General features: G+C 60.2%; 13 protein-coding genes. 9 read left to right on the top strand and 4 right to left on the bottom strand.

The window, feature by feature from the left end; genetic code table 11:
- Positions 1-132: 132 nt before the first annotated feature.
- The 4 genes from AC07W4_RS07125 to AC07W4_RS07110 form a co-directional block, all read right to left on the bottom strand.
- Complete coding sequence (locus tag AC07W4_RS07125; RefSeq protein ID WP_495031957.1) at positions 133-2,979, bottom strand: valine--tRNA ligase; 2,847 nt, start codon at positions 2,977-2,979, stop codon at positions 133-135.
- Positions 2,980-3,208: 229 nt separating this feature from the next.
- A complete protein-coding gene (locus tag AC07W4_RS07120; RefSeq protein ID WP_495031956.1) occupies positions 3,209-4,525 on the bottom strand; it encodes an MFS transporter in 1,317 nt (438 codons plus the stop codon).
- Between the two features lie 241 nt (positions 4,526-4,766).
- The gene (locus AC07W4_RS07115) at positions 4,767-6,008 is read right to left on the bottom strand and encodes a transporter associated domain-containing protein (RefSeq protein WP_495031955.1); all 1,242 of its coding nucleotides are present in this window, start codon (positions 6,006-6,008) and stop codon (positions 4,767-4,769) included.
- A gap of 12 nt (positions 6,009-6,020) precedes the next feature.
- Complete coding sequence (locus AC07W4_RS07110; protein WP_495031954.1) at positions 6,021-6,833, bottom strand: cytochrome C assembly family protein; 813 nt, start codon at positions 6,831-6,833, stop codon at positions 6,021-6,023.
- 210 nt (positions 6,834-7,043) lie between these two features.
- Here AC07W4_RS07110 and ffh point away from each other — a divergent pair, with 210 nt between their 5' ends.
- The 9 genes from ffh to thrC all read left to right on the top strand — a co-directional run bounded on the left by ffh (position 7,044) and on the right by thrC (position 15,565).
- On the top strand, positions 7,044-8,420 hold the full coding sequence (ffh, locus tag AC07W4_RS07105) for a signal recognition particle protein (RefSeq protein ID WP_008053498.1): 1,377 nt from the start codon (positions 7,044-7,046) through the stop codon (positions 8,418-8,420).
- Between the two features lie 250 nt (positions 8,421-8,670).
- Positions 8,671-8,922 (top strand): 30S ribosomal protein S16, encoded by a 252-nt coding sequence (rpsP, locus tag AC07W4_RS07100; protein WP_007972721.1) that lies wholly within the window; start codon positions 8,671-8,673, stop codon positions 8,920-8,922.
- Positions 8,923-8,927: 5 nt separating this feature from the next.
- Positions 8,928-9,464 (top strand): ribosome maturation factor RimM, encoded by a 537-nt coding sequence (gene rimM / locus AC07W4_RS07095; protein WP_008053499.1) that lies wholly within the window; start codon positions 8,928-8,930, stop codon positions 9,462-9,464.
- 2 nt (positions 9,465-9,466) lie between these two features.
- A complete protein-coding gene (gene trmD / locus AC07W4_RS07090; RefSeq protein ID WP_007897583.1) occupies positions 9,467-10,219 on the top strand; it encodes a tRNA (guanosine(37)-N1)-methyltransferase TrmD in 753 nt (250 codons plus the stop codon).
- 45 nt (positions 10,220-10,264) lie between these two features.
- Entirely contained in the window at positions 10,265-10,615 is a 351-nt protein-coding gene (gene rplS / locus AC07W4_RS07085; RefSeq protein WP_003175895.1) for a 50S ribosomal protein L19, read from the top strand.
- 98 nt (positions 10,616-10,713) lie between these two features.
- Complete coding sequence (gene xerD / locus AC07W4_RS07080) at positions 10,714-11,610, top strand: site-specific tyrosine recombinase XerD (RefSeq protein WP_495031953.1); 897 nt, start codon at positions 10,714-10,716, stop codon at positions 11,608-11,610.
- A gap of 265 nt (positions 11,611-11,875) precedes the next feature.
- Positions 11,876-12,607: a bifunctional protein-disulfide isomerase/oxidoreductase DsbC gene (dsbC, locus tag AC07W4_RS07075; protein WP_008053501.1), complete on the top strand. Its 732-nt coding sequence runs from the start codon at positions 11,876-11,878 to the stop codon at positions 12,605-12,607.
- Between the two features lie 132 nt (positions 12,608-12,739).
- A complete protein-coding gene (locus AC07W4_RS07070; protein ID WP_008053502.1) occupies positions 12,740-14,044 on the top strand; it encodes a homoserine dehydrogenase in 1,305 nt (434 codons plus the stop codon).
- A 111-nt stretch (positions 14,045-14,155) separates the two neighbouring features.
- Positions 14,156-15,565, top strand: a complete 1,410-nt coding sequence (thrC, locus tag AC07W4_RS07065) for a threonine synthase (RefSeq protein WP_056726157.1) — start codon at positions 14,156-14,158, stop codon at positions 15,563-15,565.
- The last annotated feature ends 80 nt before the right edge of the window (positions 15,566-15,645 follow it).

The raw sequence follows: 15,645 nt of genomic DNA, 5'->3' as shown, positions 1-15,645 counted from the left end.
TACGCCTTTTTGCTGATTCCATTACGTCCTCCTGAAAAACAGATCAGAAGGTGTAAACCTTATTCAGGACGGGACACAGGCATAAAAAAAGGGAGGCCATTGCCGGCCTCCCTCTTTTATTGCGAATGGCCGTTACAGGCTGGCAATTCGCGCATGCTGCTCGGCCAGCTTGCCCAGGGCCTGTTCGGCCTCGGCCAGTTTGGCGCGTTCTTTCTCGATGACTTCGGCTGGGGCCTTGTCAACGAAACCGGCGTTGGACAGCTTGCCGCCGACACGTTGCACTTCACCTTGCAGACGCTGGATTTCCTTGTCCAGGCGCGCCAGTTCCGCACCCTTGTCGATCAACCCGGCCATTGGCACCAGCACTTCCATCTCGCCGACCAGCGCGGTGGCGGACAGCGGTGCTTCTTCGCCAGCAGCCAGCACGGTGATCGATTCGAGGCGCGCCAGCTTCTTCAGCAGGGCTTCGTTCTCGGTCAGACGACGCTGATCCTCGGCGCTGACGTTCTTCAGGAACAGCGGCAGCGGTTTGCCCGGGCCGATGTTCATTTCGCCACGGATGTTACGGGTGCCGAGCATCAGGCCCTTGAGCCATTCGATGTCGTCTTCGGCCGCCTGATCGATGCGTGTTTCGTTGGCCACCGGCCAAGGTTGCAGCATGATCGTCTTGCCTTCGATGCCCGCCAGCGGCGCGATGCGCTGCCAGATTTCTTCGGTGATGAACGGCATGAACGGGTGCGCCAGGCGCAGGGCCACTTCCAGTACGCGCACCAGGGTGCGACGGGTGCCGCGCTGGCGTTCGACCGGTGCGTTTTCGTCCCACAGCACAGGCTTGGACAGTTCCAGGTACCAGTCGCAATACTGGTTCCAGATGAACTCGTACAGGGCTTGCGCGGCCAGGTCGAAACGGAACTGGTCGAGTTGGCGGGTCACTTCGGCTTCGGTGCGTTGCAGCTGCGAAATGATCCAGCGATCGGCCAGGGACAGTTCATAGGCTTCGCCGTTCTGGCCGCAGTCTTCGCCCTTGTCCAGCACGTAGCGCGCCGCGTTCCAGATCTTGTTGCAGAAGTTGCGATAGCCTTCGACGCGGCCCATGTCGAACTTGATGTCGCGACCGGTGGACGCCAGCGAGCAGAAGGTGAAGCGCAGGGCGTCGGTGCCGTAGCTGGCGATGCCTTCGGCGAACTCGTCGCGGGTCTGCTTCTCGATCTTCTTCGCCAGTTTCGGCTGCATCATGCCGGAGGTGCGTTTCTGCACCAGGGCTTCGAGCTCGATGCCGTCGATGATGTCCAGCGGGTCCAGGACGTTGCCCTTGGACTTGGACATCTTCTGGCCCTGGCCGTCACGCACCAGGCCGTGAACGTACACGGTCTTGAACGGAACCTGTGGCGTGCCGTCTTCGTTTTTCACCAAGTGCATGGTGAGCATGATCATCCGGGCAACCCAGAAGAAAATGATGTCGAAGCCAGTCACCAGGACGTCGGTGGAGTGGAATTTCTTCAGGAACTCGGTTTTTTCCGGCCAGCCGAGGGTGGAGAACGTCCACAGGCCCGAGCTGAACCAAGTGTCGAGAACGTCGTTGTCCTGTTGCAGCGCGACGTCCTGGCCAATGTTGTGCTTGGCACGCACTTCGGCTTCGTCGCGACCGACGTAGACCTTGCCCGACTCGTCGTACCAGGCCGGAATCCGGTGGCCCCACCACAGTTGACGGCTGATGCACCAGTCCTGGATGTCGCGCATCCACGAGAAGTACATGTTTTCGTACTGTTTCGGCACGAACTGGATGCGGCCGTCTTCAACGGCGGCAATCGCAGGCTCGGCCAATGGCTTGGTGGACACGTACCACTGGTCGGTCAGCCAAGGCTCAATGACGGTGCCGGAGCGGTCGCCTTTCGGCACTTTCAGGGCGTGATCGTCAACGCTGACCAGCAGGCCGGCAGCGTCGAACGCGGCCACGATCCGCTTGCGCGCTTCGAAGCGGTCGAGACCGGCGTATTCGGCCGGGATCTTGCCGTCGATGGTTTCGTTCAGCGTGCCGTCGAGGTTGAACACCTGGCAAGCCGGCAGGACTGCTGCGTTCTTGTCGAAGATGTTCAGCAGCGGCAGGTTGTGGCGCTTGCCGACTTCGTAGTCGTTGAAGTCGTGGGCCGGGGTGATTTTCACGCAGCCGGTGCCGAATTCAGGGTCGCAGTAATCGTCGGCGACGATCGGGATGCGGCGGCCAACCAGTGGCAGCTCGACAAATTTGCCGATCAGGGCTTTGTAGCGTTCATCGTTCGGGTTAACGGCCACGGCGGAGTCGCCGAGCATGGTTTCCGGGCGAGTGGTCGCGACGATCAGGAAATCGTTGCCTTCAGCGGTCTTGGCGCCGTCGGCCAGCGGGTACTTCAGGTTCCACAGGAAACCTTTCTCGTCGTGGTTCTCCACTTCGAGGTCGGAAATCGCCGTGTGCAGCTTGGTGTCCCAGTTGACCAGGCGCTTGCCGCGGTAGATCAGGCCGTCTTCGTGCAGGCGTACGAAAGCTTCTTTAACGGCTTCCGAGAGACCGTCGTCCATGGTGAAGCGCTCGCGGCTCCAATCTACGGACGAACCGAGGCGACGGATCTGACGGCTGATGTTGCCACCGGACTCGTCCTTCCACTCCCAGACTTTCTCAAGGAATTTCTCGCGGCCCAGGTCATGGCGGCTCTGGCCCTTGGCTTCGAGCTGACGCTCGACCAGCATCTGCGTGGCGATACCGGCGTGGTCGGTGCCCGGCTGCCACAGGGTGTTGCGACCTTGCATGCGGCGGAAACGGATCAGGGCGTCCATGATCGCGTTGTTGAAGCCGTGACCCATGTGCAGGCTGCCGGTGACGTTCGGCGGCGGGATCATGATGGTGTAGGACTCGCCCGCGCCTTGCGGGGCGAAGTAATTCTCTGACTCCCAGGTGTTGTACCAGGAAGTTTCAATGGCGTGCGGCTGGTAGGTCTTATCCATGCGCGGCGGGACCCTATTGGCATTTATTCAGGAAAAGCCGGGAAGTATAGCGGGGATGAGCCGATGCGCGTAGAGCGAGGTGACAATGGGTGGGGGAAAATTGTGGTTGGTGTTTTGTCTGTGAGGGACCCTTCGCGGGCAAGCCCGCTCCCACAGGTTATATGTCGTACAGCCATCTTGTGATCGACACCAACCCTGTGGGAGCGGGCTTGCCCGCGAAAGCAATCTGTCAGGCGACCTGATTCAGGTCGTTATGCCGCGTTTCCTTCAGGCACAGCACCGCAATCAAACTCAGCACCGCCGCCCCGGATACATAACCGCCGACATAGCTCAGACCACCCATGGCCACCAGCTTCTGGGCGAAGAACGGCGCTGCGGAAGCGCCGACGATACCGCCCAGGTTGTAGGCCGCCGAGGCGCCGGTGTAGCGCACGTGGGTGGGGAACAGCTCCGGCAACAGCGCACCCATCGGCGCAAACGTCACGCCCATCAGGAACAGTTCGATGCACAGGAACAACGCCACGCCCCAGGTCGAGCCTTGGGTCAGCAGCGGCTCCATGAGGAAGCCGGACAGGATCGCCAGCACGCCGCCGATGATCAGCACCGGTTTGCGCCCGTAACGGTCGCTGGCCCAGGCCGACAGTGGGGTGGCGGCAGCCATGAACAGCACCGCGAAGCACAGCAGGCCGAGGAAGGTTTCGCGGCTGTAGCCGAGCGTTGCCACGCCGTAGCTCAGGGAAAATACGGTGGAGATGTAAAACAGCGCGTAGCACACGACCATCGCGCCGGCGCCCAGCAATACGGGCACCCAGTATTGGCCGAACAGCTCGAACAGCGGGATCTTTACCCGTTCCTGGCGCGCCATTGCGTTGGCGAACACCGGGGTTTCATGCAGCTTGAGGCGCACATACAGGCCGACCATCACCAATGCGGCGCTGAGCAGGAACGGAATACGCCAGCCCCATGAGCGGAACTGTTCATCGTCCAGCACCATGGCCAGGGTCAGGAACAGGCCGTTGGCCGCCAGAAAGCCGATGGATGGACCCAGTTGCGGGAACATGCCGAACCACGCGCGCTTGCCTTTCGGCGCGTTCTCCGTGGCCAGCAATGCCGCGCCACCCCATTCACCGCCCAGCCCAAGGCCTTGGCCGAAGCGCAGGACGCAAAGCAGGATCGGTGCCCAGGCGCCAATGCTGTCGTAACCCGGCAGCACGCCGATCAACGTGGTGCACACGCCCATCAGCAGCAGCGAGGCGACCAGGGTCGACTTGCGGCCGATACGGTCGCCGAAGTGACCGAAAAGGGCCGAACCCAAGGGGCGTGCAAGGAAGGCAATGCCGAACGTGAGAAACGCCGAAAGCATCTGGGCAGTGCCGGATGTCTGCGGAAAGAACACCGGACCGATCACCAGCGCGGCGGCGGTGGCATAGACGTAGAAGTCGTAGAACTCGATGGCGGTACCAATGAAGCTCGCGGTAGCCACGCGGGTGGCGGAGTTCGTCGGTTGCGCAGGTGTGGAGTTGCTGTAAGTCGTGCTGGTCGTCATGCGGTTATCCCTGACAGTCATGTGCTCCAGTGGAGCGAATTATTATGGTAGAGAACCCAGGGATGTGGGCTTAACGCAGAGTGCGGGTGGCACAGGGTGTGGCGGGGCTTGGGTAAGCGATTCGATTATAGGAAGGTGGCTAACGATTCAACAAGCGCAAAAGATCGCAGCCTGCGGCAGCTCCTACAGGGGGAACGCATTCCAATGTAGGAGCTGCCGCAGGCTGCGATCTTTCAACAATCTAACGGGCGGGTAAAGCAGCGGGAGCCGGGCTGGTAGGCCAAATCAACACCCGCGTGACACGGTTATCCTCGGTGGCGAGAATTTCCAGTCGATAGCGGCCTATTTTCAGGCATACAGGGCAGTCCGGGATGGTTTCCAGCGCCTCTGTCACCAGGCCGTTCAGGGTTTTCGGGCCATCGCTGGGCAGATGCCAGCCGAGGCTCTTGTTCAGCTCGCGAATGGACGCGGCGCCGTCGATCACCAGGCGTCCGTCGGCTTGCGGATGAATGTGCGGATTGTCCAGGCTCTGCTGGCTTTCGAACTCGCCGACGATTTCTTCGAGAATGTCTTCCAGGGTGACGATGCCCAGCACTTCGCCGTATTCGTCGACCACCATGCCCAGGCGCCGCTGCTGCTTGTGGAAGTTGAGCAGTTGCAGCTGCAATGGGGTGCTTTCCGGCACGAAGTACGGCTCGTGGCTGGCCGCCAGCAACGCTTCCCTGGTCAGGCTTGCATCGGGCAGCAGGTGAAGGACGTGCCGGGTGTTGAGGACGGCTTCGACCTGGTTGATATCACTGTGGAACACCGGCAGGCGCGTGCGCCTGTTGTGGCGCAATTGTTCGATGATTTCCTCGATGGGGTCATCGAGATTGATACCGTCCACGTCGCTGCGCGGTACCAGGATGTCATTGACGGTGATGTTGTCCAGTGCGTGGATGCCCGGCAGCGGGTGAGGGCGGTTTACGGTTTCGGAGGGCTCATGCCGCTCCGTCAGCGTTTCGTCCTCACTCTGTTGCACCACTTTGGCTTTGCGGGCGAGTGGCCGCGTCAGCAACTGACTGATGCTATTGAGCAGCCATGCCGCGGGATAGATGATTTTCAGCGGCATCCGCAGCAGGTTGTTGCCCTGGGCCAGAATCGCATCCGGATAGCGTGCGGCGAGGGTGCGTGGCAAGTAGTCGGAAAACACCAGCAACATGGCGCCCGCCCCGAGGCAGGCGACCCACGGGCCGTTTTCGGCCCAGGTGAAAATGGCAAGCAAGGTGCTGATGACCACCACCAGTGCACGGCACAGGGTGTTGCAAAAAATCAGGCTGGCCAGGGGGAAGCTGAGTTTCGCCACCGGTTTGTCGCTGGAACGCGTTGCGGTGCGCTGGGCCAGTAAATGCTGGTGCGCCGCTTCGATGGCGGTAAACAGCCCCGACCATAAAACCAGCAGGGTCAGTACCGCGAGCATCGGCCCTATGGGCAAGTCGTCCATTAATGCCGCCCGTCAGATATGCAGGATGTATTCACGAACCAGCTTGCTGCCGAAATACGCCAGCATCAGCAGGCAAAAACCGGCCAGGGTCCAGCGAATGGCTTTGTGCCCGCGCCAGCCGAGGCGATTGCGTCCCCACAGCAGTACGCTGAAAACGACCCAGGCCAGGCAGGCCAGCAGGGTTTTGTGCACCAGATGCTGGGCGAACAGGTTCTCGACGAACAGCCAGCCGGAAATCAGCGACAGCGACAACAGCGTCCAGCCGGCCCAGAGGAACCCGAACAGCAGGCTTTCCATGGTTTGCAACGGCGGGAAGTTCTTGATCAGCCCGGATGGGTGCTTGTGCTTGAGCTGGTGGTCTTGAATCAGCAGCAGCAAGGACTGGAACACCGCGATGGTGAACATGCCGTAGGCCAGAATCGAAAGCAGGATGTGGGCGAGGATGCCCGGCTCCTCATCGATGACCTGTACCGTGCCGGCGGGGGCGAAATGCGCCAGCATCACGGTCAGGGCCCCAAGCGGGAACAGCAGGACCAGCAGGTTCTCCACCGGAATCCGCGAGCAGGCCAGCAGGGTCAGTGCGATGACCGCCACGGCAATCAGGCTGGCGGCACTGAAGAAGTCCAGGGCCAGGCCGGTCGGAGTCAGCAGGTGGGTGAGCAGGCTGACGCTGTGGGCCAATACGGCGAGCACGCCGAGTATGACCAGCAGGCGTTTGTTGACCTTGGCGCCGGACGCCAGGCGAGTGCCCTGGTAAATGGTCGCAGCGGCATACAAGCAGGCGGCGGCGAGGGTAGTTAGCAAGCTGGGTGACAAGGGGAGCATAAATCCTGTTAGGCAAGCCCGAAAGTCGCTGAGTTTGGCATAGAACCCCCGCCGCACGAAAGACCGCGCAACCCGACAGCGAGGTGTCCGCCGGCCACAGTCTTCGCTATAATCCGCGACCTGCCCACGCCGCAGGCTCGCCGAGCACACGTTTAGTCCGGTCCGGGCCGCCATTATCCCGGTCTACACAGGGCCTGAAAGGATCGCGCAATGTTTGAAAACTTAACCGACCGTCTCTCGCAGACGCTGCGCCATGTCACCGGCAAGGCCAAGCTGACTGAAGACAACATCAAAGACACCCTGCGTGAAGTGCGCATGGCATTGCTCGAAGCCGACGTCGCCCTGCCGGTGGTCAAGGACTTCGTCAATTCGGTCAAGGAGCGCGCCGTAGGCACCGAGGTGTCGCGCAGCCTGACGCCGGGCCAGGCCTTCGTGAAGATCGTCCAGGCCGAACTCGAAAGCCTGATGGGCGCGGCCAACGAAGATTTGAACCTGAGCGCCGTGCCGCCAGCGGTCATCCTCATGGCCGGTTTGCAGGGCGCGGGTAAAACCACCACCGCCGGCAAGCTCGCGCGCTTCCTTAAAGAGCGCAAGAAGAAGACCGTCATGGTCGTGTCCGCCGACGTTTATCGTCCAGCGGCGATCAAACAGCTGGAAATGCTCGCCGGTGAGGTCGGAGTTACCTTCTTCCCGTCCGACCTGAGCCAGAAGCCGGTCGAGATCGCGCAAGCGGCTATTAAGGAAGCGAAACTCAAATTCATCGACGTGGTCATTGTCGATACCGCCGGTCGCCTGCACATCGATGAAGAGATGATGGGCGAGATCAAGGCCCTGCACGCTGCGATCAACCCGGTCGAAACCCTGTTCGTGGTCGACGCCATGACCGGCCAGGACGCCGCCAATACGGCCAAGGCCTTCGGCGATGCATTGCCGCTGACCGGCGTGATCCTGACCAAGGTCGATGGCGACGCCCGTGGCGGTGCCGCGCTGTCGGTGCGCGCCATTACCGGCAAGCCGATCAAGTTCATCGGTATGGGCGAGAAGAGCGAAGCGCTCGATCCGTTCCACCCTGAGCGTATCGCCTCGCGCATCCTCGGCATGGGCGACGTGCTCAGCCTGATCGAGCAGGCGGAAGCGACCCTCGACAAGGACAAGGCCGATAAACTGGCCAAGAAGCTGAAAAAGGGCAAGGGCTTCGACCTCGAAGACTTCCGCGATCAGCTGCAACAGATGAAGAACATGGGCGGCCTCGGCGGGCTCATGGACAAGCTGCCGAACATGGGTGGCGTGAACCTGGCGCAGATGGGCAACGCCCAGGGCGCGGCAGAAAAGCAATTCAAGCAGATGGAAGCCATCATCAACTCCATGACCCCGGCCGAGCGCCGCGACCCTGAGATGATCAGCGGTTCGCGCAAGCGCCGGATCGCCATGGGTTCCGGCACCCAGGTGCAGGACATCGGCCGCTTGATCAAGCAGCACAAGCAGATGCAGAAGATGATGAAGAAGTTCTCCGCGAAAGGCGGAATGGCCAAGATGATGCGCGGCATGGGCGGTATGTTGCCCGGCGGCGGCATGCCAAAGCTCTAAAGAATCCGCGCCGGTCATCGCACCGGCGCAGACCCCGCAAGGAAGCGGGATCTCCAGCAAACCCGCACTTGGCGGGAGCTGACCGGCCGTTTTCAACGACGGCTCTATAGCAAATCTGCATGGCGGCCGATAGGCGCCGGAAAAAGTCATTTGCAAAAGTCCGGATATTCCTTAGAATATGCGGCCTTTCGGGCACCCATGCCCGCTGTGCATTTAGATTTGCAGCACCGACTACAGGAACGATGTTCACATGCTAACAATCCGTCTTGCCCTTGGCGGCTCCAAAAAGCGCCCGTTTTACCACTTGACCGTAACCGACAGCCGCAACCCGCGCGACGGTTCGCACAAGGAACAGGTTGGCTACTTCAACCCTGTTGCTCGTGGTCAGGAAGTTCGTCTGTCCGTGAACCAAGAGCGCGTAGCCTACTGGCTGAGCGTTGGTGCACAACCTTCTGAGCGCGTTGCTCAGTTGTTGAAGGAATCTGCTAAGGCTGCGGCCTGAGCAATATGAACGCGACGCCAGCCATTGCTGATGATTTGATCGTTATCGGCAAGATTTATTCTGTTCACGGCGTTCGCGGCGAAGTGAAGGTGTACTCCTTTACTGATCCGATTAAAAACCTGCTGGACTACAAAACCTGGACGCTCAAGCGTGACGGTAATGTAAAGCAGGTAGAGCTGGTCAGCGGACGCGGGAACGACAAGTTCCTGGTCGCAAAGCTCAAGGGTCTCGATGATCGCGAAGAAGCTCGTCTTCTGGCCGGTTATGAGATCTGCGTGCCGCGCAACCTGTTCCCTGAACTCACCGACGGCGAGTACTACTGGTACCAGCTGGAAGGTCTCAAGGTCATCGACACCCTCGGACAGCTGTTCGGGAAGATCGATCACCTGCTGGAGACCGGCTCGAACGATGTCATGGTGGTCAAGCCTTGCGCTGGCAGCCTGGATGATCGCGAACGCCTGTTGCCCTATACGGAGCAATGCGTGTTGGCCGTCGACCTGGCCGCGGGCGAGATGAAGGTGGATTGGGACGCGGATTTCTAAGCGTGGCTAACTTGCGCGTAGAAGTGATCAGTCTGTTTCCCGAGATGTTTTCCGCCATCAGTGAGTACGGCATCACCAGTCGGGCGGTGAAACAGGGGCTCTTGCAGCTCACCTGTTGGAATCCGCGAGACTACACGACGGATCGACATCACACTGTGGACGATCGCCCGTTTGGCGGTGGTCCGGGCATGGTGATGAAGATCAAGCCCCTGGAAGATGCTCTGGTTCAGGCCAAGGCAGCAGCCGGGGAGGCGGCGAAGGTAATTTACCTGTCCCCCCAAGGCCGTCAACTGACTCAGTCGGCGGTGCGCGAGTTGGCGAATCTGGATGCATTGATCCTGATTGCCGGCCGCTATGAAGGCATTGACGAGCGTTTTATTGATGCTCATGTCGATGAAGAGTGGTCGATTGGCGACTATGTACTGTCTGGCGGCGAGCTGCCGGCGATGGTCCTGATCGATGCGGTTACACGACTGCTGCCTGGAGCTTTAGGGCATGCGGACTCCGCCGAGGAAGATTCCTTTACGGATGGTTTGCTGGATTGCCCGCACTACACCCGACCGGAGGTGTATGCGGATCAGCGTGTTCCCGACGTATTGCTAAGTGGCAATCACGCGCACATCCGGCGTTGGCGTTTACAGCAGTCCCTTGGTCGGACCTTTGAACGACGCGCCGATCTTCTGGAAAGCCGCTCGCTTTCTGGAGAAGAGAAGAAGCTGCTCGAGGAATACATCCGCGAGCGGGACGATAGTTAACAACGTATCGATGGTAGATCCGACGATTTACCTTAGGAGCACAGCATGACTAACAAAATCATCCTTGCACTCGAAGCAGAGCAGATGACCAAAGAGATCCCTACCTTTGCCCCGGGCGACACCATTGTCGTTCAGGTGAAAGTGAAGGAAGGCGACCGTTCGCGTCTGCAAGCGTTCGAAGGTGTTGTTATCGCCAAGCGTAACCGCGGCGTAAACAGTGCATTCACCGTTCGTAAAATCTCCAACGGTGTTGGCGTAGAGCGTACTTTCCAGACCTACTCCCCGCAAATCGACAGCATGGCTGTCAAGCGTCGCGGTGACGTACGTAAAGCCAAGCTGTACTACCTGCGCGACCTGTCGGGTAAAGCAGCTCGCATCAAGGAAAAACTGGCTTAAGTCCAGCTTCCGATGCAAAAAAAGCAGCCTGCGGGCTGCTTTTTTGTTGCCTGCGATTTATCTTCGTTGACCGTGTTGCCGGTCTTGCATGAGCCTTTATGCCCGCCATTGATCATCCCTTGATAGACCAGTTCCTCGACGCCCTCTGGCTGGAGAAAGGACTTTCCGACAACACCCGCGATGCCTATCGCAGTGACCTGGCTCTGTTCAATGGCTGGCTGCAGGAAAAAGGCCTGGAGCTGATCAACGCCGGACGCGAATTGATCCTCGACCACCTGGCCTGGCGCCTGGAGCAAAACTATAAGCCCCGTTCAACGGCAAGGTTTCTCTCTGGCGTGCGTGGCTTCTATCGCTATCTGTTGCGGGAAAAGCTGATCGCCGTCGATCCGACCCTGCGCATCGATATGCCGCAACTGGGTAGGCCATTGCCCAAATCCTTGTCGGAAGCAGACGTTGACGCGCTGTTGGCTGCACCGGACCTCAGTGAAGCCATCGGCCAGCGTGACCGGGCGATGCTCGAAGTGCTTTATGCCTGTGGTCTGCGGGTGACGGAGCTGATCAGCCTGACCCTGGAGCAGGTCAACCTGCGCCAGGGGGTGCTGCGCGTGATGGGCAAGGGCAGCAAGGAGCGACTGGTGCCGATGGGCGAGGAGGCGATTGTCTGGGTCGAGCGCTACATGCGTGACGCCCGTAGCGAACTGCTTGGTGGGCGTCCCAGCGATGTGTTGTTTCCGAGCCAGCGTGGCGAACAGATGACCCGCCAGACCTTCTGGCACCGGATCAAGCACCAGGCCAAGGTGGCCGGGATCGGCAAGTCGCTGTCGCCGCACACCTTGCGCCATGCCTTTGCCACGCACCTGCTCAACCACGGTGCAGACCTGCGGGTGGTGCAGATGCTGCTGGGGCACAGCGATTTGTCGACGACACAGATCTACACCCATGTTGCCCGGGCGCGGTTGCAGGACCTGCATGCTAAGCATCATCCACGCGGGTGAACTTCCCGAGATCCGCTTTTCTGTGGGAGCGGGCTTGCCCGCGAAGAGGCCGGCACATACAACATTGATGTCGCCTGACACGACGCTTTCGCGGGCAAGCCCGCTCCCACAGGGGTTGTGGTGATCACAATGTCTTGCATCAGGTGCATTCGGCCATGCGGACCTTATGTGATAGGCTGGGCCGGTTTGCACGATGGGCGGTTATGACCCGGTGTTTCGGCACGGGCGTTCTGATCGTCCCATATGTTCGCCTTCAGGAGTTCTCATGCGTCTGACCCAGATTTTCGCCGCCGCAGCCATTGCGTTGGTCAGCACCTTTGCCGTCGCCGATGACGCGGCCGACAAAGCCATTCGTAAAAGCCTGGAAAACCTCCAGCTCGAAGTGCCGGTAGAGACCATCACCGCCAGCCCGTTGCCAGGCCTGTACGAAGTCAAGCTCAAGGGCAGTCGTGTGCTCTACGCCAGCGCCGACGGCCAGTACGTGGTCCAGGGCTACCTGTTCGATCTCAAGGATGGCAAGCCGGTCAACCTGACCGAGAAGACCGAGCGCCTGGGCATCTCCAAGCTGATCAACGCCATTCCGGTTGCCGAAACCGTGGTCTACCCGGCCATTGGCGAAACCAAGTCGCACATCACCGTATTTACCGATACCACTTGCCCGTATTGCCACAAGCTGCACGCCGAAGTGCCTGAGCTGAACAAGCGCGGCATCGAAGTGCGTTACGTCGCGTTCCCGCGCCAGGGCCTGGGCTCGCCGGGTGACGAGCAACTGCAAGCGGTGTGGTGCTCGAAAGACAAGAAAGCGGCCATGGACAAAATGGTCGACGGCAAGGAAATCAAGGCCGCCAAGTGCGATAACCCGGTTTCCAAACAGTTCGCGCTCGGCCAGTCGATCGGCGTGAACGGCACGCCGGCCATCGTTTTGGCCGACGGTCAGGTCATTCCGGGCTACCAGCCTGCGCCACAAGTCGCCAAACTGGCGCTGGGCGCAAAGTAAATTCGCATCGTTACGGCAAGCCTTGACGATCATGGTCCGGTAGCGACATCGCCGGGCCATTAATAGAGAGCCGCGAGTATGCGGTTGTTTTCACGGCCGGCCTCGAGTCGGCCGTTTTATGGGGAGTTCACAGTGAAACCGGTCAAAGTAGGCATCTGTGGGTTAGGAACCGTCGGTGGCGGTACCTTCAACGTACTTCAGCGCAACGCCGAGGAAATTGCTCGTCGTGCCGGGCGTGGGATCGAAGTGGCACAAATTGCCATTCGCACGCCAAAGCCTCAGTTCCAAACGACCGGTATTGCGATTACCAACGATGTCTTCGAAGTGGCCACGAACCCTGAGATCGACATCGTTATAGAGCTGATGGGCGGCTACACCGTTGCCCGCGAGCTGGTACTCAAGGCCATCGAGAATGGCAAGCATGTGGTCACCGCGAACAAGGCGCTTATCGCCGTTCACGGTAATGAAATTTTCGCCAAGGCCCGCGAGAAGGGCGTGATCGTTGCGTTCGAAGCGGCGGTGGCCGGTGGCATTCCGGTGATCAAGGCGATCCGCGAAGGCCTGTCCGCCAACCGCATCAACTGGGTGGCCGGCATCATCAACGGCACCGGCAACTTCATCCTGACGGAAATGCGCGAGAAGGGTCGCACCTTCGAAGACGTATTGGCCGAAGCCCAGGCCCTGGGTTACGCCGAAGCCGATCCGACCTTCGACGTCGAGGGTATCGATGCCGCTCACAAACTGACGATCCTGGCGTCCATCGCGTTCGGTATTCCGTTGCAGTTCGACAAGGCCTACACCGAAGGCATCACCAAGCTGACCACCGCCGACGTGAACTACGCCGAAGCGCTGGGCTACCGCATCAAGCACCTGGGCGTGGCGCGCAGCACCGCGGCCGGTATCGAACTGCGCGTGCACCCGACGCTGATCCCGGCCGATCGTCTGATCGCCAACGTCAACGGCGTGATGAACGCGGTGATGGTCAACGGCGATGCTGCCGGTTCGACCCTGTTCTACGGCGCTGGCGCCGGCATGGAGCCAACGGCTTCGTCGGTGATCGCCGACCTGGTGGACGTGGTTCGCGCCATGACTTCCGACCCGGAAAACCGCGTACCGCACCTGGCGTTCCAGCCGGATTCGCTGTCGGCTCACCCGATCCTGCCGATCGAAGCCTGCGAAAGCGCCTACTACCTGCGTATTCAGGCCAAGGACCATCCGGGCGTGTTGGCTCAGGTCGCGAGCATCCTCTCGGAGCGGGGCATCAACATCGAGTCGATCATGCAGAAGGAAGCCGAGGAACACGACGGCCTGGTGCCGATGATCCTGCTGACCCACCGCGTGCTGGAACAGCACATCAACGATGCCATCGCTGCTTTGGAAGCCTTGGCGGGTGTGGTCGGTCCGGTTGTACGGATCCGCGTCGAGCACCTTAACTAATTGAGAAGCAGCTGCAAGCCGACAGCTGCAAGCTGCAAGCTAAAAGCCCCGGTGCTTTGAACTTGCAGCTTGAAGCTTGAAGCTTGAAGCCCAAACCGAAGGTTTGCCCCTATGCGCTACATCAGTACCCGCGGCCAGGCACCGGCCCTGAATTTCGAAGACGTCCTGCTGGCAGGCCTTGCCACCGACGGCGGTCTGTACGTCCCGGAAAACCTGCCACGTTTCACCCAGGAAGAAATCGCTTCCTGGGCCGGCCTGCCGTATCACGAACTGGCTTTTCGCGTCATGCGCCCGTTCGTCACCGGCAGCATCCCGGACGCCGATTTCAAAAAGATCCTCGAAGAAACCTACGGTGTGTTCGCCCACAGCGCCGTTGCGCCGCTGCGTCAGCTGAACGGCAACGAATGGGTGCTGGAACTGTTCCACGGCCCGACCCTGGCGTTCAAGGACTTCGCCCTGCAACTGCTGGGTCGTTTGCTCGACTACGTGCTGGAAAAGCGCGGCGAGCGCGTGGTGATCGTCGGCGCCACCTCCGGTGACACCGGCTCGGCCGCCATCGAAGGCTGCAAGCACTGCGAAAACGTCGACATCTTCATCCTGCATCCGCACAACCGGGTGTCCGAAGTGCAGCGTCGGCAGATGACCACCATCTTCGGTGAGAACATCCACAACATCGCCATCGAAGGCAACTTCGATGACTGCCAGGAAATGGTCAAGGCGAGCTTCGCCGACCAGGGCTTCCTCAAGGGTACTCGCCTGGTTGCCGTGAACTCGATCAACTGGGCGCGGATCATGGCCCAGATCGTTTACTACTTCCACGCAGCCCTGCAACTGGGTGGCCCGGCGCGTTCGGTGTCGTTCTCGGTGCCGACCGGCAACTTCGGCGACATCTTCGCCGGTTACCTGGCGCGCAACATGGGCCTGCCGATCAACCAGTTGATCGTCGCCACCAACCGTAACGACATCCTGCACCGCTTCATGAGCGGCAACCAGTACGTCAAGGAAACCCTGCACGCCACGCTGTCGCCGTCCATGGACATCATGGTGTCGTCGAACTTCGAACGCCTGCTGTTCGACCTGCACGGTCGCAACGGCGCGGCCATCGCCGGGCTGATGGATTCGTTCAAGCAGGGTGGCGGTTTCAGCGTCGAGCAAGAGCGCTGGACCGAAGCCCGCAAGTTGTTCGACTCGCTGGCTGTGGATGACGCGCAAACCTGCGAAACCATCGCCGAAGTCTACGAGCAGACTGGCGAAGTGCTGGATCCACACACGGCCATCGGCGTGAAAGCTGCGCGGGAATGCCGCCGCAGCCTGGACATTCCAATGGTGATCCTGGGTACCGCCCACCCGGTCAAATTCCCGGACGCCGTGGAAAAAGCCGGTGTAGGAAAAGCTCTCGAACTGCCGGTACATCTTTCTGATTTGTTTGAGCGAGACGAACGTTGCACCGTATTGCCAAATGACCTGAAGGCCGTGCAGGCCTTTGTCAGCAAGCATGGCAACCGCGGCAAGCCGCTCTAAGCGGTCAGCGCTGTTACATTTTGAAGCCCGTCTCCTGACGGGCTTTTTCATTTCTGCATGCACACTTGTCGTGTTATCGC

The sequence above is a fragment of the Pseudomonas sp. GW821-FHT02A08 genome (assembly GCF_059422045.1).
Note: the sequence above shows the minus strand (reverse complement) of the source record. Positions and strands in the feature narration are given on the sequence as shown.